General features: G+C 35.5%; 23 protein-coding genes. 11 read left to right on the top strand and 12 right to left on the bottom strand.

All coding sequences use genetic code 11. The features are described 5' to 3' along the window. Positions 1–7: 7 nt before the first annotated feature. The 3 genes from CLV90_RS15110 to CLV90_RS15105 all read right to left on the bottom strand — a co-directional run bounded on the left by CLV90_RS15110 (position 8) and on the right by CLV90_RS15105 (position 1,582). Positions 8–970 carry a sodium-dependent bicarbonate transport family permease gene (locus CLV90_RS15110; RefSeq protein ID WP_133688354.1) on the bottom strand — a complete coding sequence of 321 codons (963 nt, stop codon included), beginning with the start codon at positions 968–970 and terminating at the stop codon, positions 8–10. Positions 971–1,075: 105 nt separating this feature from the next. Then, the gene (locus tag CLV90_RS19380) at positions 1,076–1,240 is read right to left on the bottom strand and encodes a hypothetical protein (RefSeq protein WP_208295137.1); all 165 of its coding nucleotides are present in this window, start codon (positions 1,238–1,240) and stop codon (positions 1,076–1,078) included. 27 nt (positions 1,241–1,267) lie between these two features. Then, a complete protein-coding gene (locus CLV90_RS15105; RefSeq protein WP_133688353.1) occupies positions 1,268–1,582 on the bottom strand; it encodes a hypothetical protein in 315 nt (104 codons plus the stop codon). A 96-nt stretch (positions 1,583–1,678) separates the two neighbouring features. Here CLV90_RS15105 and CLV90_RS15100 point away from each other — a divergent pair, with 96 nt between their 5' ends. After that, on the top strand, positions 1,679–2,602 hold the full coding sequence (locus CLV90_RS15100) for a LysR family transcriptional regulator (protein WP_133688352.1): 924 nt from the start codon (positions 1,679–1,681) through the stop codon (positions 2,600–2,602). On the opposite strand, the gene cutA is transcribed toward CLV90_RS15100, so the two are convergent. Beyond that, the gene (gene cutA / locus CLV90_RS15095) at positions 2,599–2,916 is read right to left on the bottom strand and encodes a divalent cation tolerance protein CutA (protein WP_133688351.1); all 318 of its coding nucleotides are present in this window, start codon (positions 2,914–2,916) and stop codon (positions 2,599–2,601) included. The two genes, CLV90_RS15100 and cutA, sit on opposite strands and share 4 nt — an antisense overlap. A 185-nt stretch (positions 2,917–3,101) precedes the next feature. On the opposite strand from cutA, the gene CLV90_RS15090 reads away from it, so the two are divergent. The 5 genes from CLV90_RS15090 (at position 3,102) to CLV90_RS15070 (ending at position 8,885) form a co-directional block, all read left to right on the top strand. Continuing rightward, positions 3,102–3,788 (top strand): TetR/AcrR family transcriptional regulator, encoded by a 687-nt coding sequence (locus CLV90_RS15090; protein WP_133688350.1) that lies wholly within the window; start codon positions 3,102–3,104, stop codon positions 3,786–3,788. Further along, positions 3,781–5,463 (top strand): peptidase domain-containing ABC transporter, encoded by a 1,683-nt coding sequence (locus CLV90_RS15085; RefSeq protein ID WP_133688349.1) that lies wholly within the window; start codon positions 3,781–3,783, stop codon positions 5,461–5,463. Before CLV90_RS15090 ends, CLV90_RS15085 begins: the two co-directional genes overlap by 8 nt. Next, on the top strand, positions 5,456–6,808 hold the full coding sequence (locus CLV90_RS15080; protein WP_133688348.1) for an HlyD family secretion protein: 1,353 nt from the start codon (positions 5,456–5,458) through the stop codon (positions 6,806–6,808). The genes CLV90_RS15085 and CLV90_RS15080 overlap by 8 nt, the downstream gene beginning before the upstream one ends. A gap of 2 nt (positions 6,809–6,810) precedes the next feature. Then, positions 6,811–8,214: a TolC family protein gene (locus CLV90_RS15075; RefSeq protein ID WP_133688347.1), complete on the top strand. Its 1,404-nt coding sequence runs from the start codon at positions 6,811–6,813 to the stop codon at positions 8,212–8,214. A 62-nt stretch (positions 8,215–8,276) separates the two neighbouring features. Next, positions 8,277–8,885, top strand: coding sequence for a thioredoxin family protein (locus CLV90_RS15070; protein ID WP_133688346.1), 609 nt, complete (start codon positions 8,277–8,279; stop codon positions 8,883–8,885). A 76-nt stretch (positions 8,886–8,961) separates the two neighbouring features. On the opposite strand, the gene CLV90_RS15065 is transcribed toward CLV90_RS15070, so the two are convergent. The 6 genes from CLV90_RS15065 to CLV90_RS15040 form a co-directional block, all read right to left on the bottom strand. After that, positions 8,962–9,690 carry a hypothetical protein gene (locus tag CLV90_RS15065; protein ID WP_133688345.1) on the bottom strand — a complete coding sequence of 243 codons (729 nt, stop codon included), beginning with the start codon at positions 9,688–9,690 and terminating at the stop codon, positions 8,962–8,964. A gap of 64 nt (positions 9,691–9,754) precedes the next feature. Then, entirely contained in the window at positions 9,755–10,468 is a 714-nt protein-coding gene (gene truB, locus CLV90_RS15060) for a tRNA pseudouridine(55) synthase TruB (RefSeq protein WP_133688344.1), read from the bottom strand. A gap of 23 nt (positions 10,469–10,491) precedes the next feature. Next, a complete protein-coding gene (locus CLV90_RS15055) occupies positions 10,492–11,289 on the bottom strand; it encodes an undecaprenyl-diphosphate phosphatase (RefSeq protein ID WP_133688343.1) in 798 nt (265 codons plus the stop codon). Next, positions 11,290–11,553, bottom strand: coding sequence for a DUF3098 domain-containing protein (locus tag CLV90_RS15050; protein ID WP_133674069.1), 264 nt, complete (start codon positions 11,551–11,553; stop codon positions 11,290–11,292). A 9-nt stretch (positions 11,554–11,562) separates the two neighbouring features. Next, positions 11,563–12,441, bottom strand: coding sequence for a cell division protein FtsX (locus CLV90_RS15045; protein ID WP_133688342.1), 879 nt, complete (start codon positions 12,439–12,441; stop codon positions 11,563–11,565). Positions 12,442–12,504: 63 nt separating this feature from the next. After that, entirely contained in the window at positions 12,505–14,325 is a 1,821-nt protein-coding gene (locus tag CLV90_RS15040) for a T9SS type B sorting domain-containing protein (protein WP_133688341.1), read from the bottom strand. Positions 14,326–14,520: 195 nt separating this feature from the next. On the opposite strand from CLV90_RS15040, the gene CLV90_RS15035 reads away from it, so the two are divergent. The 4 genes from CLV90_RS15035 to CLV90_RS15020 all read left to right on the top strand — a co-directional run bounded on the left by CLV90_RS15035 (position 14,521) and on the right by CLV90_RS15020 (position 19,965). Continuing rightward, positions 14,521–17,550 carry a leucine--tRNA ligase gene (locus CLV90_RS15035; protein ID WP_133688340.1) on the top strand — a complete coding sequence of 1,010 codons (3,030 nt, stop codon included), beginning with the start codon at positions 14,521–14,523 and terminating at the stop codon, positions 17,548–17,550. 88 nt (positions 17,551–17,638) lie between these two features. After that, positions 17,639–17,893: a SemiSWEET family sugar transporter gene (locus CLV90_RS15030; protein ID WP_133688339.1), complete on the top strand. Its 255-nt coding sequence runs from the start codon at positions 17,639–17,641 to the stop codon at positions 17,891–17,893. Positions 17,894–18,032: 139 nt separating this feature from the next. Then, complete coding sequence (gene ald / locus CLV90_RS15025) at positions 18,033–19,133, top strand: alanine dehydrogenase (protein ID WP_133688338.1); 1,101 nt, start codon at positions 18,033–18,035, stop codon at positions 19,131–19,133. 136 nt (positions 19,134–19,269) lie between these two features. Next, a complete protein-coding gene (locus CLV90_RS15020; RefSeq protein ID WP_133688337.1) occupies positions 19,270–19,965 on the top strand; it encodes a zinc metallopeptidase in 696 nt (231 codons plus the stop codon). A 50-nt stretch (positions 19,966–20,015) separates the two neighbouring features. On the opposite strand, the gene CLV90_RS15015 is transcribed toward CLV90_RS15020, so the two are convergent. Beyond that, positions 20,016–20,486, bottom strand: coding sequence for an Lrp/AsnC ligand binding domain-containing protein (locus tag CLV90_RS15015; RefSeq protein ID WP_133688336.1), 471 nt, complete (start codon positions 20,484–20,486; stop codon positions 20,016–20,018). A 148-nt stretch (positions 20,487–20,634) separates the two neighbouring features. Beyond that, positions 20,635–22,008 (bottom strand): saccharopine dehydrogenase family protein, encoded by a 1,374-nt coding sequence (locus CLV90_RS15010; protein WP_133688335.1) that lies wholly within the window; start codon positions 22,006–22,008, stop codon positions 20,635–20,637. An 81-nt stretch (positions 22,009–22,089) separates the two neighbouring features. On the opposite strand from CLV90_RS15010, the gene CLV90_RS15005 reads away from it, so the two are divergent. Next, the gene (locus tag CLV90_RS15005; protein ID WP_133688334.1) at positions 22,090–22,482 is read left to right on the top strand and encodes a DUF423 domain-containing protein; all 393 of its coding nucleotides are present in this window, start codon (positions 22,090–22,092) and stop codon (positions 22,480–22,482) included. Positions 22,483–22,506: the final 24 nt, after the last annotated feature.

The following is a 22,506-nucleotide window of genomic DNA, read 5'->3' as shown; positions in this document are numbered from 1 at the left end:
GGTCAAATTAAAACCAATTAACAATAGCTAAATATAAGGGCATGCCTATAGTTATGTTAAATGGAAAAGTAATTGCCAGTGCCATGGGTAGATATAAACTTGGGTTTGCTTTAGGGGCCGCTAAGCGCATTGCTGCTGGTACTGCTATATAAGACGCACTTGCCGCTAAAATGGCAAACAAAAAACGATTTCCAATACTTTCGGTAAAGGTTGAACTAGCAACTGCCACGATGCTACCATTTATTAACGGTATAATTATCGCGAAAAGAAATGCGAACCATCCTTTCTTAATAAAATCAGCTAATTTTTTACCACTCGTTATACCCATATCTAGCAGGAAAACAGCTAAAAAGCCTTTAAAAATATCTGTGGTAAAAGGTTCTATGCCTCTGGCATGTTGATCACTTGCTAAAAAACCTATAATTAAACTTCCAATAATTAATATTACGCTTCCGTTGGTTAGCGAGTGTCTTACGACATTGGGCAGAGAGATTTTATTTTCTTTATTTTTTTGGAAATAAGACATAAGTAGCACCCCGATAATAATTGATGGAGCTTCCATTAATGCCATAACAGCGACCATGTGGCCACCGAATTCTATTTGCTCCATCTCAAGAAATGAAACTGCGGTGACAAAGGTTACTGCGCTTACAGAACCGTATGACGCCGCTATGGCACCTGAGTTGGCTACACTAAATTTTCTTCTTAAGATAAAATAAGTGTATATAGGTACGAACAGGGCTAAAAAAACACCGAATAATAAAGACCATAAAATTTCTATATCTAAAGCGCTATGCGAAAGTTCTAAGCCACCCTTAAAACCAATGGAGAACATTAAATAAAGAGAAATAAATTTTGATGAATTTGGCGGAATTTCTAAGTCACTTTTTAATTGAACTGCAATAACACCTAAAAAGAAAAAGAGCAGAGCGGGGTTGGTCAGGTTATCTAACAGTAAATGTAAATCCATAAATATTTTATTTAGTAAGGCAGGTTTAAGGGAGTTTGATGTAAAATATGTGATAACTGAAAACTCCCTTTTTTCCGTTTAATAGATGAGTTGAATTACTATTAATTATTTGTCGGTAGCTCTAGTATTAATAAACATGATTAAAGATATGATGCCACATGAAATTAATAATTGATTTAAAAAGAGACCATTGTTTGTGTAAGATGCAAGTATTAATAGCGCCATCATTAAAAACGTGACTATTCTAGAAAGGTTTGCTTTTTTATACATATCATTTTTTTTAAAGTCCCAATTTGTTTATTCGTTTATAGAGATTTCTAAGACCCCGTTAATTTTAATCGATACATTTTTATTGTATTTATCTTTAAAAAATTCTTTTGAAATCAGTTTATCTTTTTCTAGTTGATTAATTCTGCCATCCGGGTATTTCGTATTCGATCCAGAAAATCCTTCGCAAAGCGTAAGGCGCTGTAATTTGTGAAAATTTATTTTTTCATTGATCAGGTTTTGTATAATGTCATTTGCTTCAGAAACTGTAAAGACACCATCTACAAGTTGAATTTTCTGTTTAGTACTTGTGGTACTTACCGGATTGTTTACTTCTACTTTCATAATTTTAGTTTATATATTTTATTACGGTTGCAAATCTTATATTTTTAATTCATAAAATTTAATTTATATTTATTATGCTATACATAAAAATAATTTATGAATTATACATTACATCAGTTAAAGATATTCTTAAAAATATCTGAAAATCAGAGTATTACAAAAGCTTCTGAAGAGTTGCATCTTACGCAACCTGCAGTATCTATTCAGTTAAAAAATTTTCAAGATCAATTTTCAATTCCGCTTACTGAGGTCGTAGGTAGAAAGTTGTATGTCACTGATTTTGGGAAAGAAATAGCAGTCGCTGCCAAAAAAATTCTGAATGAGGTAGACGCAATCAATTATAAAACGCTGGCCTATAAAGGTGAGCTGGTGGGTAAATTGAAATTTTCTGTAGTCTCTACAGGTAAGTACGTAATGCCATATTTACTATCTAATTTCTCGCACCAGAATAAAGGTGTTGATCTAATCATAGATGTAACCAATAAGGCTCAAGTGATTGAAAGTTTAGAATTGAATACCGTAGATTTTGCAATGGTATCTGTTTTGCCAAAGAAATTAAATGTTGATAGGGTAGAGCTCATGCAGAACAAGTTATATTTAATTGCCGGTAAAAACGGATTAGCGAATAAAAAACTATCTAAGAAGAAGATTTTTGAAGAGTCTGCATTACTCTATAGAGAGACAGGTTCTGCCACTAGAGGGGCTATGGAAAATTTTATAATTGAAAATAAATTTGAAGTTCGAAAAAAAATTGAGCTTACCTCTAACGAAGCTGTTAAGCAAGCGGTAATTGCGGGTTTAGGTTTTTCTATTATGCCGATTATAGGGTTAAAAAATGAACTTATAAATAATGAAGTTCAAATAGTTCCGATCAAAGGCTTGCCGATACTTACAAAGTGGAATATTATTTGGCTTAAATCTAAAAAACTATCACCTACCGCACTGGCATTTTTAGAATATATAAAGTCAGAGAAAGACCAAGTCATAAAAGAAAATTTTGATTGGATAGAAAGATATTAAACTTTAGCTGTTTGGTTTCTTAGTCTCTGTGTTTGTTCCTCATCCATATAAATAATTGGTACAGCATAAAATAAAGGCATGTTTTTTCTATACGTAACTCTTAGAATTTCATTTATAGTACTAAAAAGCAACGCCTTCGTTTTACCTTCGATTATCGTTTGTTTTTCATAATCAATTTCTCCAGTATTTAAATTCTTACTGAATACTTTTTTGGTTGATATACTGGCGCTGTAGATTAGGTTTTGTGCTAAAAGTAGTTGAGCTATTTCTTTTGCCTGCTTCTTTTTCTTAACAATGATATAGCCTAAGATCATAATGATATTTTTTAAGGGTTAGATGCATTTGTTAAAGCGTTATTACAACTAATAATCTCTATTGTTCTTGTTCATTGAGATAACATAATATTCCAAATATACGTATTGCTGTCAAAAATATATGTTAAACTATTAAAATATAATAGTATTACTATTATATTTGCAATTGAATTAAAGAGAAATTTATGGATAGGTTGTTACAAGGGGTACAAATAAGAATAAATGAAAAACTTTATTTGAAAGATCCAGAATCCTCAGAGCTTGGTAAGAAAATCATTGAAATAAGTATTCAGATGATTAATGAAATCGGTTTTGAAAACTTTACTTTTAAAAAATTAGGAGTACAAATAAAATCGAACGAAAGTTCTATTTATCGTTATTTTGAAAATAAGCACAAGTTGTTGTTGTATCTAACATCATGGTATTGGGGGTGGATGGAGTATCAACTAGTATTCGCGACCAACAGTATTAGCAACCCTAAAGAGAAGTTGTTGAAATCTATACTTATAATAACTAGAGAGATAAAAGAAGATTCATCATTTTCACACATTAACGAAGTGCTATTGAATAAGATTGTCATTAACGAATATTCAAAATCGTACACGACAAAAGAGGTAGATACCGAGAATAAAGAAGGCTTTTATAGTATTTATAAGAGATTGGTAGGTCGATTAGGTGAGATGATATCACTAGTAGATGCAGACTATCAATACCCTACTAGTTTAGCAAGTACTATTCTTGAAAACGGTTTACATCAGCATTTTTTAAAAGAACATTTTCCATCACTAACAGATTGTAATAACCAGGTGACGCCGACACAGTTTTTGACGCATCTTGTATTTAATACATTAAATCAGAAAATAGATGAATAAAAATATACTAACCGCTTGGCAACGCTTTCTTGGTCTTTTAAAGCTTGATAAAAAAGATGTGTTTCAGGTATTTTATTATGCCATATTCGCTGGTGTTGTAAACCTTTCTTTACCATTAGGTATACAGGCTATTATTAACCTTATGCAAGGTGCGCAAATAAGCACCTCTTGGATTGTTTTGGTAGTAGGGGTAACTGTAGGTGTGGCCTTTGTGGGTATACTTCAATTAATGCAAATACGAATTATTGAAAATGTTCAGCAAAAAATATTTACCAGGGCCTCATTTGAATTCGCGTATCGTTTTCCGAAGATAAAAATGAGTGAATTGCATAACTACTATCCGCCAGAATTAGCGAATCGATTTTTTGATACGTTGACCATACAAAAGTCATTGTCAAAGGTGTTAATAGATTTTCCGGCGGCGTTATTACAAATCGTTTTCGGTTTATTGTTATTGTCATTTTATCATCCGTTTTTTATCGTGTATGGTCTGTTACTAATGCTATTGATCTATATCGTATTCAAGTTTACGGCACAAAGAGGTTTTGATACTAGTTTAGATGAATCTAAGAGTAAGTATAAAGTAGCGCACTGGTTGCAAGAAATTGCCCGTTCAATAGTTAGTTTTAAACTTTCGGGTAAAACTTCTCATGCATTAGATAAAAATGATACGCTGGTAGTAGAGTATTTAAATGCAAGAGAAAGTCATTTTAAGGTGATAGTGATACAATTTATACAAATGATCGGTTTTAAGGTTCTGGTAACCGGTGGTCTATTGTTGATCGGTGGTTTATTGGTATTGAATCAAGAAATGAATATTGGTCAATTTGTTGCAGCAGAGATTATTATTCTTTTGGTGATTAGTTCTGTAGAAAAGTTGATTCTTGGTTTGGAAACTTTTTACGATCTATTGACATCTCTAGAAAAAATGGGGCAGGTGGTAGATAAAGAATTAGAGCCACAAGAAGGAGAAAAGCCATTTTTAGAGAACCAAGCTTTTACTATTGAGCTGAGCGATATTTCTTATAGTGTACCGCAGCAAAATCGAGATATAATTAAAAACCTAAGTTTAACCATTTCGCCAACGTGTACCATTTTACTGAGAGGCAATAGCGGTTCTGGTAAAAATACGTTGTTGCGTATAATAGCGGGCATTCTAGAACCAGATAGTGGTGGGGTATATGTAAACGGAGTTTCTTTAAAAGGGATGAATTTAAATTACTACCGCTCTCATCTTGGTCAGTCATTACCAGAAGAATCACCTTTTGAGGGTACTATTCTAAATAACATCACATTTGGTGATAAAGAGACCACAAGTGAGCAGGTCTATTGGGCGCTTGATAAAGTAGGTTTGACAGATTTTGTAAAGAAACAACCAGACGGTCTTAACACAATACTCTACCCAGAGGGTAAACAGATTCCGTATACAGTATCCAAAAAGATTGTACTGGCAAGAAGTATCGTTCGTAAACCAAAATTATTGATTCTAAAAGATCCATTAGATCAGTTCAATATTGAAGAAGCTGATCGAATTTTAAGCTTTTTAAGCGACCCCGCAAATGGTTGGGCATTGCTTGTTGTAAGTGAAAATGACAAGTGGATCAACAAATGTTCGCGTATAATTACTATGGATAAAGGAAAAATTATTAACGAAATTTCAGGAAAAAATGCTTAACATATCTCATAATAAACTAAACGAGAGAGTTTCAATTGAGCGTTTTAAATCCGTTCAAAAAGTAGACCATAAAAAATACTATAGGCACTTCAATAGATTTCTATTCGCTTTTGCGGTAGTAGGTGTAATTGTGTTGTTTTTGCCATGGACACAAACAATAAATGCCAGAGGCTTTCTAACGACGTTAACTCCTGGTCAAAGACCGCAAACCATTCAGTCTCAAATTCCGGGTAGAATAGAAGAGTGGTATGTGCAAGAAGGCGATTACGTAAAAAAGGGAGATACTATTCTTTTTATATCAGAAGTAAAATCAGAATATTTCGATCCAGATTTAGTAGAAAGAACAGGAGAACAATTAAAGTCTAAAAGTTCATCTGTTACCTCTTATGGCGATAAAGTAAAGTCATTAGATAATCAAGTTGGGGCACTTATTAAGGAAAGAAGATTAAAATTAGAGCAGGCCAAGAATAAATTATTACAATCGAAATTAAAAGCACAAAGTGATAGTATAGACTTTGAGGCTGCTAAGACCAATATTCAAATTGCAGAGCGGCAATATGAGCGTACAGTTCAATTACAAAGTGAAGGTTTAAAGGCGGTAACAGATGTTGAAGAAAAGCGATTAAAGCTACAAGAAACACAGGCAAAATTACTTTCTCAAGAGAATAAGCTGTTGGCTGCTAAAAATGAGATCATAAATGCCGAAGTAGAGATTAATAGTGTACAAGCCTCGTATACCGATAAAATTTCAAAAGCGCAGAGCGATAAGTTTACGGCGATGTCGAACCAATTCGATTCTGAGGCGCAGGTAAGTAAATTAGAGAACGATTATACCAATTATCAAATGCGAAATGCATTACGCTACATTAGAGCACCGCAAAACGGGTATATCAATAAAGTGCTTACAGCAGGTATCGGTGAGACATTTAAAGAAGGTACGCCTTTAGTAGGTATTATGCCGGCAGATTATGATATGGCTGTAGAGACGTTTGTAGACCCTATAGATCTACCGCTAATTCATTTAGACGAATCGGTACGAATTCAGTTCGACGGTTGGCCTGCAATTGTATTCAGTGGTTGGCCAAACGCATCTTACGGTACGTATGCAGGTAAGGTAGTGGCCATTGAAACTTTTATAAACCCTAATGGTAAATATAGGGTGTTGCTATCGCCAGATAAAGAAGATCAACCATGGCCAAATGCCTTGCGCGTAGGTTCTGGTGCAAATACAATTGCTTTGTTAGAAGATGTGCCTATTTGGTACGAACTATGGCGACAATTAAACGGCTTCCCGGCTAACTATTATCAACCAGAAGGCGCACAAGATAAACCCATAAAAAAATAATAATGAGAAGAATCGTTTTCCTTTTCTATCTAGTTTTTGGGTTTTTTGCCAATGCACAAATGGTAGATACTATACCCTTAAACTTTAAGGAATATTTGGGATATGTAAAAAAGTATCATCCTATTGCTAAGCAGGCAGAGATGGTGGTGAGTGTAGGTCAGGCAAATCTCATGAAAGCACGTGGGGGGTTTGATCCTAAAATATCTGTTGATTATTCAACCAAAGAGTTTAAAGGCACCGAATATTACGATCTGTTGAATTCCACTTTTAAGGTACCTACGTGGTACGGTATAGAATTAAAAGGAGAGTTTGAGCAGTACTCGGGCGAATATTTAAATGCCGAAAGAAATGTACCTGATGACGGACTGTATAGTGCCGGAGTAGCACTATCTCTAGGTCGTGGTTCTTGGATAAACGAGCGAATGGCTACCGTAAAAAAAGCAAAGTTTTTTAGAGAGCAGTCAAAAGCAGATAGAGATTTATTGGTCAATCAGATTTTGTTCGATGCCTCTTTGGCTTATTTCGATTGGTTACAGGCATACCGTAATAGTTTGGTGTTCAATGATTTTTTATTGAACGCTAAAGTAAGGTTAAAGGGTGTTAGCCGTAGTGCACAAGCGGGTGAAATTGCAGCTATTGATACAGTAGAAGCAAAAATTTCGGTGCAGAATAGAGCTTTAGAAATGGAGCAGGCTAATGTGGTTTTACAAAATGCAAGATTAGAACTTTCTAATTACCTGTGGATGGGTGAAAATATACCGATGGAATTACAGCCGAACGTTATACCGGAAACTTCATTAGATACAGAAATAGACCAAGCTCTTGAGATTTTAGGTAAACCTTTAGATAGTTTCGTGTTAGAGAATCATCCAAAGTTAAAATCATTAGGCTATAAAATTGATGGTTTAGTGGTAGATAAACGTTTAAAAACGAATAAACTTTTGCCTAGAATAGATGTGGAATATAAGTTTATAACTGATCAGCCAGAGTACTTGAATTCATTTGAAACTCAAAATTATAAAGGCGGATTGAATTTTGAACTTCCACTATTTCTTAGAAAGGAAAGAGGAGATTTGAAATTGGCAAAATTGAAATTAAGAGATGCGCAATTCGAGTTTGATAATGCTGAGGTTCAGATTCTGAACAAAATAACAGCCATCTATAACGAGTTAGATTCTTTTGAAAATCAGAATGTATTAATAGCTGATATTGTAACAAGTTATGAAGCGCTATTGGCAGCCGAAGAACGAAAGTTTAGCTTTGGCGAAAGTTCACTATTCTTAATTAATTCTAGAGAAACCAAGTTGATAGATGCCGTTTTAAAACAAAATCAAGTTGAGAATAAATTCTTTACCGCAAAAGCGAAGTTATTCAACAGTTTAGCGGTAAACCCAGAGAATTTGTAAGCAATTTAAATTTAGTACTACTAATGGGTTCGCTTAGAGTGTATAATTAAAAAGTAAGCTTGATGGAATTAGTTGTTGAAGATTTGATTAAAAAGGGATTAGAGCATAGTTATAGCTATGAAGCATACAGGGCGTTGGTTTCTGAACTTGCAGAAAAAAACGAATCCACCGGTCCTGAACAATCAGAAGCTTTATCGCAGTATACTCAGCTTAACAACAGCCGAATGCGCCGATGGGATAAAACGTTGAAATTTAGTGACGAGGCTGTAACTAAGATAAAATCTGTCAATCAAAAAATTTTATGGGTAGTAATATCAGAAAGTTGGTGTGGCGATGCTTCACCTGCCTTACCGGTAATGAACAAAATCACTAAAATTAATCCGAATATATCGTTGTCTATTATTCTTCGTGATGAGAATTTAGATATTATGAATCAGTTTTTAACCAACGGTGGCATGTCGATACCTAAATTAATCGCGATTGATAAGAAGGATGACACTGTAGTAGCCACTTGGGGTCCTAGATCAATAAAAGCAACAAAGCTTGTAGAAGATTATAAAACAGCACATGGCTTGTTAACACCAGAGTTTAAGCAAGATTTACAAGGGTTTTACAATAAAGATAAGGGTCAAAGTATCTTAGAAGACTTACTACTATTGCTAGACAATTGAGTAAAAAAGGTTCAAAATTGGGCTTAGAACGTCAGTAGATACTTTTAAGAATAATTGGCGTATTTCTTGTGCTAGTTTATTTCCCTTGAAATAAATAGGTTATAGTACCTTTTTGAGACTCTTTATCTGATGAATTAAATCTTGCTTTTAGAGCGTAATTAATCGCATTTTCAACAAGACAGCCGTTAGAGGTGCCAGAACTTTTTTCGTTATAATCAGCTTCGGTAACATAACCTAAAGCATTCACCTCAATATTAATTACGACTTTACCACCTTCTATGCAAGTGTATATTGGTGGGGGTAATTTGTAATTGTTTCTGTCTACTAAAGAATAGGAAACTGAAGTTCTTCTAGCTGCAAGGTTATTCGTAAACTCTTTCTTTTGTGCTTCCTTTTCGCCTAAAAGTTGTTTTTTCTCTTCTCGCTTTTTAGCTAATGCTTTTACTCTCTCAGAATAACCTGAGTCAGAAATTAGACTCTCGGTAGGATCGCCATCGCTCATCTCACTGCGCTCCTCCATTAACTCTTCTAAAGTTTGTAACGGTTCTGGGTTACCATAACTAGGCTTTGCTGTTTCGTTAAAGGCTAAATGACTTTTTATAGGATCTGTGTTCGCTTGGTCTTCTTGTAATTCCTCTTCTTTTAAAATTTCTTCTAAAACTTCAGGATCCATGACCATTTCAACAACATAATCTTCATGAGATTCTTCTTGACCTCCAAACTGAATACCATACAGCACCAACACTACAATAGACAAGCTAAATATAGTGGCAAGTAATGATAGTTGTTTTCGGTTTAGATTCATGGTTATATAACCTTAATAATACCAAAATATTTTAAGTAATCGACAAAAGGCAATCAATTGTTTGTTAGCTATTGTTTTCGAATCCCAGTAAAATATCGGCAAAGACCAAAGGGTCTTGAGCAATATCTACGTTAAAATCACCTATTTTGGTTCTTCTAAGTGCTGTTAAATGTGCGCCAGAATTTAGTGCTTTCCCAAAATCATGTGCAATAGATCTTATATAGGTTCCTTTACTACAAGCGATTCTAAAGTGAATATTCAAGCCATCGATATCAGTAATTTCAAAAGCACTTACATTTACTTTTCGCTTTGGTATGTCAACTGTTTTTCCTTCGCGAGCCAATTCATAAAGTCGCTTACCATCTTGCTTTAATGCAGAGAAAACAGGTGGTGCCTGATCGATGTCACCAATAAATTGTTGGGTAGTGGTATTTAAAAGATCAGGTGTAATATGATCTGTTGCAAAAGTTTCGTTTACTTCTGTTTCAAGATCGTAAGAAGCAGTGGTGCTACCTAAGGTAAACACACCGGTATATTCTTTTTCTTGTCCTTGGTATTCGGTAATTTTCTTAGTGAATTTTCCGGTGCAAATAATAAGTAGTCCCGTTGCTAAGGGATCTAAAGTGCCTGCGTGACCAATTTTAAATTTTTTTAAACTGAACTTTTTTCTAATTGCCCATTTCAATTTATTGACCGCCTGAAAAGAGGACCATTCTAATGGTTTGTCAATCAATATTACTTGACCGTTTAAATAGTCTTCTTGGGTCAAATCTTTCATGAATTAGGGTGTTTAAAGGAGTTCTACGGATTAGTGAATCCGTATATAACGGCAATCAATCCTACTATAAGACAATATATGGCAAAATAGGATAGCTTGCTTCTGCGAACCAGTTTAATCATCCAAGTACAAGCAGCAAGACCGGCAACAAAGGCAGCAATAAAACCTGCCCCCATGGCTACATTATTTTCTCCGTCAAAAGTTAAATCTCCGCTCATCAAATCCTTGACAATTTTACCAAAAATTAACGGTACAACCATTAAGAAAGAAAAGCGAGCAGCTTTTGATTTGTCTACACCTAAAAGAACAGAAGTAGAAATGGTAGCTCCACTACGAGAAATACCAGGTAGCATTGCAATTGCTTGAGAGATACCAACTATAAAAGCATTTTTAAAACTCACTTTTTTTTCAGTATCCTTGGCTTTGTCGGCGAAATATAAAAGTACTGCCGTAATAATCAGCATAAAGCCAACAAAACGAATATTACCACCAAAAAAAGCTTCTAATTGTTCTTCAAAAAATAAACCTACAAATACAGCAGGTAGCATAGAGATGATAATTTTGGCAGAAAACTGACTTTCTTCGTTCCATTTAAACTGAAACAAGCCACTTAAAATTTCCCATATATCTTTTCTAAAAACAACAATGGTGCTTAATGCGGTAGCAAAGTGAAGTACTACTGTAAATAATAAACTTTCTTCTTGTACAGAGTTGTCTCCTAAAATGGCTTTGCCCAATTCTAAATGCCCACTTGAAGAAACGGGTAGAAACTCGGTTAATCCTTGAATAATGCCGAGTATAATAGCGTCTAAAGTATCCAATTAATCTTTCTTTTTGTGTGGGTTCAATAAAATGGCATAAATTTCTATACCTAAGCCAATAAGCACTAAAGTTGGTGCTAGTCTTATTCTTCTAAAATTATAAATTTCAGGGTTAAATACGTTGGGGTCATCGCTACCACCACCGCTCATTAAAATAAAACCTATTGCAATACAGGCAAGACCAATGAACATGAACATATAATTTTTCTTCTGAAAAATAAATTCTTGTTTAGTGTGCTGTTCCACTTTGTTGTTTTTACTCATGCCGCAAATTTAATAATATAATTCGTCCGTTCTAAGGTTTAAGAAGCGTTGAGTCGCAAAATAGGTGCTAATGAACGAAATAAGTATGCCCAATAGAAAAACACTAACAAATAAAATGACTAAAATATAAGGTTCATCGAATAAGCCTAAATCTTGAAAATTAGTGTTTACATAGTATACGACACCACCAATAGCCAATAAGGCAATGGCAGCACCGATCATGCCAAGTTTAATATTTTGCCATATAAATGGTCTTCTGATAAAGGTCTTTGTTGCCCCAACCATTTGCATGGTTTTGATGATAAATCTTTTAGAATAGATCGATAATCTGATAGAACTGTTAATCAATAATACAGCAATAAAAGTAAAAATAGCGCTGGCTATTAAAATCCAGAAACCAATTTGTTCAACACTTTTGGCGACCATACTTACCAATACCTTGTCATAACTAACTTCATCGACAAAACTTTTTTCTGAAAGGGTGTCTGCAATCTCTTCAACTTTTTCAGCAGTAACAAAATCGGCGTTTAGTTTTACGTCGATGGAATTTTTAAGCGGATTGTATCCTAAATAATCAACAAAATCTTCACCTATATCAGCACTGTGCTGTTTCGCCGCTTCTTCTTTAGATACGTATGTAGAAGATTTTGTGTATTCAGACATTGCTAATGTCTTTTGAAGCTGCTCAACTTCAATTTCTTTGGTATTTTCTTTTAAGAAGACAGAAATGGTGATTTGTTCTTTAGAACGATCTGCCATTTTTTTGGTATTTAAAACCAGTAATCCTAAAATGCCTAATAGGAATAAGACCAATGCAATACTTAGCACCACAGAAAAATAGGAGGAGATGAGTTTGCGTCTTTGATAATTTTCGAAGGAGTTCGCCATAGTACTTAAAAGTGCAGTAAAAATAGCAAAGTATTGTTAAATGGGACTTAAAATAATCAAGCCTTAACGTTTTAAACTGAAGTGTCCCTTAAATTGTACAGAATCAGCGGTAATAAGATACCAATAATCATCATTTGGTAATCGTTCGCCTTGAAAAGTGCCATCCCAAGAAGTGGAATTTGTATTAGCGAATTTTAAGAGCTTTCCGTACCGGTCAAAAATTGAAATGGTAACAGTATTAAAAACCTCTAATCCGTCAGGTTCGAACGTATCGTTAACATTATCTCCGTTCGGAGTAAAGAATTTTTGAATGACTAGGTGATAAAAATCTTGGGTTACTACACCGCAATCTGTGTTATTTTGAACGTAAATAGTGTAGAATCCGCCTGCTACGGCATCAAAAACGGGGCTAGGCTGAAATGAAATTCCGTCTAAAGAATATTCAAAATTTCCGTTGTTTGAAGTCGAAACTACTATTGACGGTCCGTCAGATACTATTTTATCAATTTGTGGTAAATCTATTTGTTCGACAGTAAAATTGCGAGTAGCAGAGCATCCATTTGTATTGGTAATAATGACATCGTAATCGCCAGGTTCAGTAACGTCTATTAGTTGGGTGGTCTCACCAGTAGACCATCGATACGTGACATTTTCAACTTCTGCATCTAGCGTGGTAGAAGAATCTTCGCATAAAAACGTGCTTAAGTCATCTGGTATTTGGGGTAACGGATTAACGGTTAAAGTAACGGCAGTTCTAGTAGTAGATGCGCATTCAATTTCTGTGGAGTTTGCTTCTGCATAATAGGTGCCAGCAATGCCAGTTTCTAAGTTTCGATTATCAGATAAAACTAAATTACCGCCAGTAGCGGCATCGTACCAATTAATGGAATATAAATTTTGCGTATTGACCGATAAAGTACCTAGTTCGCCTTCACAAATGGTTACAACTCCGTTACTTACAGGTGCAGCGGGAATAGGTAGAACGGTAATTTCGAAAACATCAGATACTACATTACATAAATCGTTATTGACATTGACAATATCTTCTGCAATTTTTGTTCTAAAATAAGTGGTGGCAGTAACTGCCGATGTATTTAAAGAAGCACTATTCTCACCGGGGATATCTGTCCATATTTGCTGGTCTGTACTTTGCTGCCATTGGTAAACGTGACTATTAAAAACAGAAGAATCTGGTGTTGCGGTCAATGTTCTTGATACACCGCCTTGATCTTCGCAAACGGTTAATCTTGCCTCATTCGCTGGTGTTGCCACGGTGACATTATCGCCACAGGATCTAAACAAAATATCATCTATGGCAAGGTCATTACCACAACCACCGTTACTATTGTTTCTCATTTTTAAAATAACAGATGTTTGCCCTGGTTCGGTTTTAAAAACCAAAGCGTATTGTTTCCATTCGATAGTGCCGATAGCTGTTATGCTCCCTGTATCACCTTGTGCAAGCATATTGGTGTCCGTTTCGTCCCATATTTGAAAACGAACATTTACGGGTATGCTATTGCCTTCGCAACTGCCTGATCTTTGTAGGTTTATGAGCCATGATGAAAACTCATAGGTAGTATTCTCGCATAAGCCTGTTACTTGTCGTTGATAAAATTCGCCTGCTGTAAAACTAGCATTTACAATAAAAGACTTACCGTTGCTATCGCCTGGTGTGTGGTCTTGAATAGAAAGCCAGTCGTAATAATTGGTGGTGCTAGAAATAGTGTAATCACCATCGGCCGGTGTGCCGGTAGTAAAATTATAAGTGGTTGTGCCAGCTGGTAATGCGGGTCCGTCGGTGGTACCTGAGCCAAAATCTTCTGTAAAAATTGGATCGCCAGAATTACCACCACAAAAACCAAGTTGAGCTTGTATTTCCACTGAAAGAAAACAAAATGCTATTGTAAAAAAGAATATTTTTTTTGGGTGCTTTAATTTCACGATTCTAAGATACCAAATTTAGATAATAGATTGCATTGGAATACTTTTAGAAAGTAAAACTGTTAATCATCAATATCTTTTTAACTCTCATTGATTCGACCTATTTTTGCGACTTACAGAAAAGAAGTAAAGATCATGCAATACAATTTCAACGAAATTGAAGCCAAATGGCAAAAATACTGGGCAGAACATCAAACTTTTAAAGCAGAGAACGATTCTGAAAAAGAAAAGTTCTATGTGCTGGATATGTTTCCTTATCCGTCTGGTGCGGGGCTGCATGTAGGGCATCCGTTAGGCTATATTGCAAGTGATATTTATGCGCGTTACAAAAGGCATAAAGGGTTTAATGTATTGCATCCGCAAGGCTATGATTCTTTTGGTTTACCAGCAGAGCAGTACGCAATACAAACGGGACAGCACCCTGCAGTTACTACGGCAGCAAATATTAAGACCTACAGAAGGCAATTAGATCAACTAGGTTTTTCTTTTGATTGGAGTAGAGAGGTACGAACTTCTAGTCCCGAGTATTATAAATGGACGCAGTGGATATTCATTCAAATTTTCAATTCTTGGTATAATAAAGATGCTGATAAGGCAGAAGATATAGAAACGTTGATTTCTGTATTCGAGGCAGAAGGTAATGCCAACATAAATGCTGTTTGTGATGATGATATTACATCATTTTCTGCGGATGAGTGGAAAGCTTTTTCTGATGTTAAAAAACAAGAAATACTATTACAATATAGATTAACGAATTTGGCGGATACTGAGGTAAACTGGTGCCCTGCACTAGGCACGGTATTGGCAAATGACGAAATAGTAAACGGAGTATCAGAACGTGGTGGTCACCCGGTGGTTCGTAAAAAAATGACCCAGTGGAGCATGCGTATTTCTGCATACGCACAACGTTTATTAGATGGTTTGGCAAAAATCGATTGGCCTCAGCCATTAAAAGATTCGCAAACGAATTGGATAGGTCGTTCTCAAGGAGCTTCAGCTGTTTTTAATGTGAAGGGACATGATGAAAAAATAGAGGTTTTCACAACTCGTCCTGATACTATTTTCGGAGTATCATTTATGACATTGGCGCCAGAGCATGAATTGGTTTCAGAAATTACCACAGCAGAACAAAAAGCAGAAGTTGACGCTTATATTGAGGCAACGGCAAAACGTAGCGAGCGTGATCGTATGGCAGATGTAAAAACCATTTCAGGTGCTTTTACAGGTGCATATGCTGAGCATCCATTTACAAAAGAACCTATTCCTATCTGGATCGGTGATTACGTATTGGCAGGTTATGGTACAGGAGCTGTAATGTCCGTTCCATGCGGAGATCAGCGCGATTATGATTTTGCAAAACATTTCAATATCGATATCCCTAACATATTTGAAGGTGTAGATATTTCTGAAGAAGCTTTTGCTGATAAGGAGAAGACTGTTATTGCAAATTCTGATTTCTTGAACGGATTGCCGTATAAGAAAGCTATGAAATTGGCTATCTATGAGTTGGAGAAAATAGGGCATGGCGAAGGAAAAATAAACTATAGATTGCGTGATGCTGTTTTTAGTCGTCAAAGATATTGGGGAGAACCTTTCCCGGTATATTATGTAGACGGAATGCCGCAGATGATTTCTCCAGAACATTTACCAATTAAGTTGCCAGAGGTTGAGAAATATTTACCTACTGAAACCGGTGAACCACCATTGGGTAATGCTGAGGTTTGGGCATGGGATACTGTAGCAAATAAAGTTGTAGATAACAGTGAGATAAACAATGCCACGGTGTGGCCTCTTGAGTTGAATACTATGCCAGGTTGGGCGGGTAGTTCTCAGTACTTCAACAGATATATGGATCCGCATAATAGCGAAGAAATATTTTCACAAAAGGCTATTAACTACTGGCAAGATGTAGATTTATATATAGGTGGTAGCGAGCACGCAACAGGGCATTTGTTGTATTCTCGTTTCTGGCAAAAATTCATGTTCGATAAAGGTTTGGTGCCTAAAGATGAGTTTGCTAAAAAGCTTATTAATCAGGGTATGATTACGGGGACTAGTGCTTTTGTGTATAAAATTCAAGATACTGGATATTATACTTATGAAGATGGTCTCAACGAAGATGAGATGAGGGAAAAGGATTCCTTGTTTGATCAAATATTTGAATCCTTACTCGGAAATGTAGTTATTTCTTATGATTTAATTGAAGGTAAAAAAGTATATGATGCGATCGAGGGTCCTAAATATAATTTAAATGAAATATTAGGCGACCATGAAATTGATTTGTCTGAGTTTATAGATAACAATTTTGAAATTAATAAAATTTCGTTCTTAACTTATTCTAATCGTAGTTCTTTGGAATGTATCAACCTCCAAGATGAATTGGATTTTGAGAGTTATTGTTCATGGTTAAGAGAGGATGATATTAAGGCTCCAATAACTAATAAAAAAGGAAAGATTAAGGTTTCTCGCGAAGTCGAAAAAATGTCCAAATCCAAATACAACGTTGTTAATCCTGATGCTATTTGTGAGGAGTACGGTGCCGATAGTTTGCGTTTGTATGAAATGTTCTTAGGTCCGTTAGAGCAGTCAAAACCTTGGAATACGGCTGGTATTACCGGTACACATTCTTTCTTGAAGAAATTATGGAGACAATTTCACACCGGTGAAAATGCTTCATTTTTGGTAAGCGAAGAAGAGCCTTCAAAAGAATCGTGGAAAACATTACATAAGACTATTAAAAAGGTAGAAGAAGATATAGAGAACTTTAGTTTCAATACATCGGTATCTACATTTATGATCTGTGTTAATGAGCTTTCTTCGCAAAAATGTTACAGTAGAAAAGTACTAGAGCCGTTGGCTATTTTAGTTTCGCCTTACGCACCACATATTGCAGAAGAGCTTTGGAGTAAATTGGGTCATAAAGAATCTATAGCCACTGCAGCCTTTCCGAAGTTTGAAGAAAAGTATTTGGTAGAGAGTAGTAAGGAGTATCCTATTTCGTTTAATGGTAAAATGAAATTTACCTTAGAGCTTTCGCTAGACTTATCTAAAGATGAAATAGAAGCAGCGGTAATGGCAAATGAAAAAACACAGCAACAGTTACAAGGTCGTGAACCTAAAAAGGTAATTGTAGTGCCCGGTAAAATTGTTAATATTGTAGGGTAATTACAAGAGCTTAATTTAGAGAAAGGTTATAGATTAAGAGGCGATATTTATCGCCTCTTCTTATTTATACACTTGTAAAATAAAAAATATGGACAGTGTTGAAATTTTAGGTTTGGTCGCAGCTACGTTGACCACAGCGGCATTTGTACCGCAGGTATATAAAACATGGAAAAATAAATCTGTCGAAGATATTTCCCTTACCATGTATACTGTATTGTTAATAGGAGTCTTGCTTTGGTTGGTTTATGGTGTTAATATCAATAGTCTCCCTGTTATTTTAGCAAATGGAATTACATCTGCCCTGTTAATTTTAATGATTATAATGAAATTTAAGTATAAATAATAATATACCCCCTAAATTTATAGGGGTAAATATGCGTAAATACATATTTTTACCATTCAACCCCTACGTTTTATCGATTTTATGTTTGATATATGCATAATTAGCTTCAATTTTGCAGTGAAACATAAATTGATAAATCATGATTGTTGGTATTCCAAAAGAAATTAAGAACAATGAAAGCAGGGTAGGTATGACACCTGGCGGGGTTTTCGAATTGGTAAAGAACAACCACAAAGTATATGTCCAGTCAGATGCTGGTGAAGGAAGTGGTTTCTTCAATCAAGATTATCAACAAGCAGGTGCTATAATTCTAGATACTATTGGTCAGGTATATGCCATGAGCGAAATGATCGTAAAAGTAAAAGAGCCTATTGAAGAAGAATATAATTTAATTCAAGAAGGTCAGATACTTTTTACTTATTTCCACTTTGCATCAAGCGAAGCTTTAACTAAGGCAATGATCAAACAAAAAGCGGTTTGTATCGCTTATGAAACCGTAGAAGATGAAGAAGGTACTTTGCCTTTATTAACGCCAATGTCTGAAGTAGCTGGTAGAATGGCAATTCAGCAGGGTGCTAAATATTTAGAGAAACCTGTAAAAGGTCGTGGTGTATTATTAGGTGGCGTGCCAGGTGTAGCTCCAGGTAAGGTTTTAGTCTTAGGTGCTGGTGTAGTGGGTATACAGGCTGCTAAAATGGCAGCAGGTTTAGGTGCTCATGTAACAATACTAGATGTAAACATGAAACGTCTACGTTATGCTAACGATGTAATGCCGCCACATGTGGTAACAGAATTTTCAAACGAATTTAATATTCGAAGACTTATAAAAACACATGATCTAATTATTGGCGGAGTTTTATTGAAAGGAGCTAAAGCTCCGAATTTGATTACTAGAGACATGTTAAAAGAAATGAGACCTGGTACCGTAATCGTTGATGTTGCCGTAGATCAAGGCGGATGTGTAGAAACAACCAGACCTACCACGCATGAAGATCCTATTTATATTATAGATGACGTGGTTCATTATTCGGTAGCAAATATGCCGGGTGCAGTGCCTTATACGTCTACAATGGCTTTGACCAATGTAACTTTGCCGTATGCATTAAAATTGGCAAATTTAGGTTGGGAAGCAGCATGTGAAAAAGATGCATCTTTAAAGAAAGGATTAAATATAGTAGAAGGAAATGTAGTATATCAAGAAATTATTGAAGCCTTTGGTTGGGAAGAGATAGTTGCTTAGGTTGTACATTTTGTCAGTAAAGTATGCCTCGCCATATCCGAAAGGAATTTGGCGGGGTTTTTGCTTTTAGATATCTAGATTCTTAAAATAAGTGGGAATCTTTAGTATATTTAATTGATTTAAAAATTGAAAAGTTATGATGGGATATTATATACTGATTGGAGCAATAGCTCTAGTCAGCTGGTTAGTAAGTAGTAAGTTAAAGAGTAAGTTTAAGTTCTATTCAAAAGTTCATTTGCAAAACGGAATGAGTGGAGCCGAGATTGCTGAAAAAATGTTGGCAGATCATGGTATTAAAGATGTAAAAGTAGTTTCTACACCTGGTATGCTTACGGATCATTACAATCCTGCTAATAAAACAGTGAATTTAAGCGAGGGAGTTTATAATCAAAGAAATGCAGCTGCCGCGGCAGTTTCTGCACACGAAGTTGGTCATGCCGTACAACATGCGCAAGCATATGAGTGGCTGGGTATGCGTTCAAAATTAGTGCCTATAGTTAGTGTGACATCTGGGATGGCGCAATGGGTAGTCTTTGGAGGTTTGGCTTTAGGTGCCGCTGCAGGTTTAGGCTTAGGTTATTGGGTAGCTGTTGCTGGTTTAGTGATGATGGGTATGGCAACCTTGTTCAGTTTTATAACCTTACCAGTTGAATATGATGCTAGTAATAGAGCATTGGCATGGTTAAAAAATAAAAATGTAGTTACACCAGAAGAGTATAAAGGTTCTGAAGATGCATTGAAATGGGCTGCACGTACGTACTTAGTCGCTGCAATAGGTTCTTTAGCAACTTTAGTATACTGGGGACTTCAAGTTTTTGGTGGTAGAGATTAAACTGCTATTAGTATCGAATAAAAAAAACCTTCCCAATTGGGAAGGTTTTTTTATATACTTATTTGTCTATCAATTTGTTGTGCTAATGATATAAAGGTTTCTGTTCTTGATACCCCTTCTATAGCTTGTATTTCTTTATTTAAGACCTGCATTAAGTGTTCATTATCTCTACATAATACTTTTATTAGAATAGACCAGTTGCCGGTGGTATAGTGGCATTCTAATACTTCCGGTATTTTCTCTAGTTGTTTTACTGCCATTGGGTTGCTCATAGCTTTGTCTAGGTAAATGCCAATATATGCCATGGTGGTATACCCTAATGATTTAGGATTGACAATAAACTTAGAGCCAGATAGTAGCCCCGTTGCTTCTAGTTTTCTTAAGCGTTGATGTATGGCTGCGCCAGATATTCCAATACTTCTTGCAATTTCAAGTACCGGTTTACGGGCGTCTTCCATTAAAAAGCGCAAAATTTTTTTATCTATACCATCAATTTTAGCCAAAGAAGTCGGTGTTTTCATGTTTTATCAAATCAATAACCTCGACCGAAGGGTACGAGGTTTGTTTATCAATATATCATTTCGAGGCAAACCTCGAAGAATTAAGCCCTCAATGAGGGTTTAAAACATAAATGTACTTATTTGGTTTCAATATGATAGTTAAAAAGCGCTAGTTAACTACAGAATTCGGATTATAGCCTAAATACGGTATTTCGTATTCTTTAAAATTGACTCCGTAATCTTCAAGTTCCTTTAAAATAGGTTCGTACACTTCTTTGGTAATAGGGATTTGTACACCTGGGGTCGTAATATCGCCGTTCAATATTTTTAGAGCGGCCATGGCTACGGGTAAACCTACAGTTTTTGCCATTGCCGTAAACGTTTGGTTTTCGCCTGTAACTACTAGTTTAGAATCTATTTGTTTCTTTTCGCCGTTTAATTCGTAACCGAATTTATGATACATAACGATCATATCTTTCTCTTCGGCTTTAAGCGTCCAGCTGTCTTCTAGAATTTTTTGAAGCGCTTGTGCCGGTGTGGCATTCGGTATACCTATCAGTTTGGTATTATCAAAAATATTCAGCTCCAATAATTTATCCCAACGGATATCATCTTGATCTAATTTCAGGTAATGCCTAAGTTTCAATTCAACAGAATCTGTAGGTGAATACGGAAGAAATAGATTAATGAATTCACGATAACTCATTTTTTCAGAATTTTCGATCACATAAGTATCGTCGGTAGCACCTAATTGAATAAACATATTCCATGCTTTCGAAAATCCTACACGACGCATGGTGCCTCTGTATATGGTTAAAGCATCTTGTAATTTATAGGCTTCTCTGTAGTTTAAAGAATCGCGATTGGCATATCCTTCAAAACGACCATATCCTTCAATTTCAAAGAATTCGGTACGTCTAAACAAGCGATGGTAAGGTATGTATTTATAAGTGCCTTCTTGTATAAATTTAGCAGTACCACCTTGACCTGCAAGCACTACGTTTCTTGGGTTCCAGGTAAACTTATAGTTCCAAAGATTGTTGTCATATTCAGGGGCAACGAGTCCGCCACAAAAAGATTCGAACAAAATTATTTTACCACCTTTATCACGAATACGATTAATCACCTGCATAGCACTCATGTGGTCTACACCAGGATCTAATCCTATTTCATTCATGAATACGAGACCCGCTTCTTTGACTTCTTTATCAAGAGCCAGTAATTCTGGACTTATATATGAGGCTGTAACCAAATGCTTTTTAAGGCGAACACAATCTTCTGCAACCTTTATATGAAAACGGGCAGGAAGCATAGAAATAACAATGTCTGAGTTTTCAATAGCCTTTTGCCTTGCCGTTTCCTCAAAAATATCGAGTTTTATAACATTGCAATGTTTATGATTTGCAATAGAAGGTGCAATTGCGGCAGGGTTGATATCACCAATGGTGATTTCTAAATTTTCGGTTTCAGATTTACCTAAAAAGTAATCTAATAAATAAGAGGTTGATTTACCTGCGCCTATTACAAGAATTTTTCGCATCATACGATTTCAGTATTTTTGATTACTAACGATTTACTAAGGTATCAAATTGTTACATTTATAAAGAAAGTTATAGAAAAAGTTATGAAAAAAACAATTTTAGGTACAGCGTGCCTGCTTGGAATGCTGGCGGTAGTGCTAGGTGCGTTTGGTGCGCACGGGTTAAAAAATTTAGTGGATCTACAAGCAGTAGCTACTTTTGAAACGGGAGTACGGTACCAAATGTACCATGCGTTTTTTCTATTTGCACTTGGGTTATTGCCTACAGGCTTGTTGAAATCTAAAAAAGCGATTTATATCTGTACAGTACTTGGTGTAGTGTTATTTTCTTTTTCCATTTACCTATTGGCATTGAATTCTTTGGTAGCATTCGACTTTAAGGTATTAGGTATTGTTACCCCTATCGGTGGTTTATTTTTAATTGTAGCTTGGGCAATGATGGGCTTCGATATTATGAAATCTAAAATTGAGAATTAAATAGCGTATTTTCATGCTATAATG

Origin of the sequence: Maribacter spongiicola (genome assembly GCF_004364165.1) — a bacterium.
In the GTDB taxonomy this organism is placed as follows: domain Bacteria; phylum Bacteroidota; class Bacteroidia; order Flavobacteriales; family Flavobacteriaceae; genus Maribacter; species Maribacter spongiicola.
This window is presented reverse-complemented; position numbering and strand designations above follow the sequence as displayed.

Coding starts and splice junctions, on each gene's coding strand:
- CLV90_RS15010 (WP_133688335.1), bottom strand. CDS start 22,008: ATGATGCGAAAAATTCTTGTAATAGGCGCAGGTAAATCAACCTCTTAT.
- CLV90_RS15015 (WP_133688336.1), bottom strand. CDS start 20,486: ATGAAAACACCGACTTCTTTGGCTAAAATTGATGGTATAGATAAAAAA.
- CLV90_RS15065 (WP_133688345.1), bottom strand. CDS start 9,690: ATGAATCTAAACCGAAAACAACTATCATTACTTGCCACTATATTTAGC.
- CLV90_RS15020 (WP_133688337.1), top strand. CDS start 19,270: ATGATGGGATATTATATACTGATTGGAGCAATAGCTCTAGTCAGCTGG.
- CLV90_RS15075 (WP_133688347.1), top strand. CDS start 6,811: ATGAGAAGAATCGTTTTCCTTTTCTATCTAGTTTTTGGGTTTTTTGCC.
- CLV90_RS19380 (WP_208295137.1), bottom strand. CDS start 1,240: ATGTATAAAAAAGCAAACCTTTCTAGAATAGTCACGTTTTTAATGATG.
- CLV90_RS15050 (WP_133674069.1), bottom strand. CDS start 11,553: ATGAGTAAAAACAACAAAGTGGAACAGCACACTAAACAAGAATTTATT.
- CLV90_RS15045 (WP_133688342.1), bottom strand. CDS start 12,441: ATGGCGAACTCCTTCGAAAATTATCAAAGACGCAAACTCATCTCCTCC.
- CLV90_RS15085 (WP_133688349.1), top strand. CDS start 3,781: ATGAATAAAAATATACTAACCGCTTGGCAACGCTTTCTTGGTCTTTTA.
- truB (WP_133688344.1), bottom strand. CDS start 10,468: ATGAAAGATTTGACCCAAGAAGACTATTTAAACGGTCAAGTAATATTG.
- CLV90_RS15090 (WP_133688350.1), top strand. CDS start 3,102: ATGGATAGGTTGTTACAAGGGGTACAAATAAGAATAAATGAAAAACTT.
- CLV90_RS15035 (WP_133688340.1), top strand. CDS start 14,521: ATGCAATACAATTTCAACGAAATTGAAGCCAAATGGCAAAAATACTGG.
- CLV90_RS15005 (WP_133688334.1), top strand. CDS start 22,090: ATGAAAAAAACAATTTTAGGTACAGCGTGCCTGCTTGGAATGCTGGCG.
- cutA (WP_133688351.1), bottom strand. CDS start 2,916: ATGATCTTAGGCTATATCATTGTTAAGAAAAAGAAGCAGGCAAAAGAA.
- CLV90_RS15105 (WP_133688353.1), bottom strand. CDS start 1,582: ATGAAAGTAGAAGTAAACAATCCGGTAAGTACCACAAGTACTAAACAG.
- CLV90_RS15110 (WP_133688354.1), bottom strand. CDS start 970: ATGGATTTACATTTACTGTTAGATAACCTGACCAACCCCGCTCTGCTC.
- CLV90_RS15070 (WP_133688346.1), top strand. CDS start 8,277: ATGGAATTAGTTGTTGAAGATTTGATTAAAAAGGGATTAGAGCATAGT.
- CLV90_RS15080 (WP_133688348.1), top strand. CDS start 5,456: ATGCTTAACATATCTCATAATAAACTAAACGAGAGAGTTTCAATTGAG.
- CLV90_RS15030 (WP_133688339.1), top strand. CDS start 17,639: ATGGACAGTGTTGAAATTTTAGGTTTGGTCGCAGCTACGTTGACCACA.
- ald (WP_133688338.1), top strand. CDS start 18,033: ATGATTGTTGGTATTCCAAAAGAAATTAAGAACAATGAAAGCAGGGTA.
- CLV90_RS15100 (WP_133688352.1), top strand. CDS start 1,679: ATGAATTATACATTACATCAGTTAAAGATATTCTTAAAAATATCTGAA.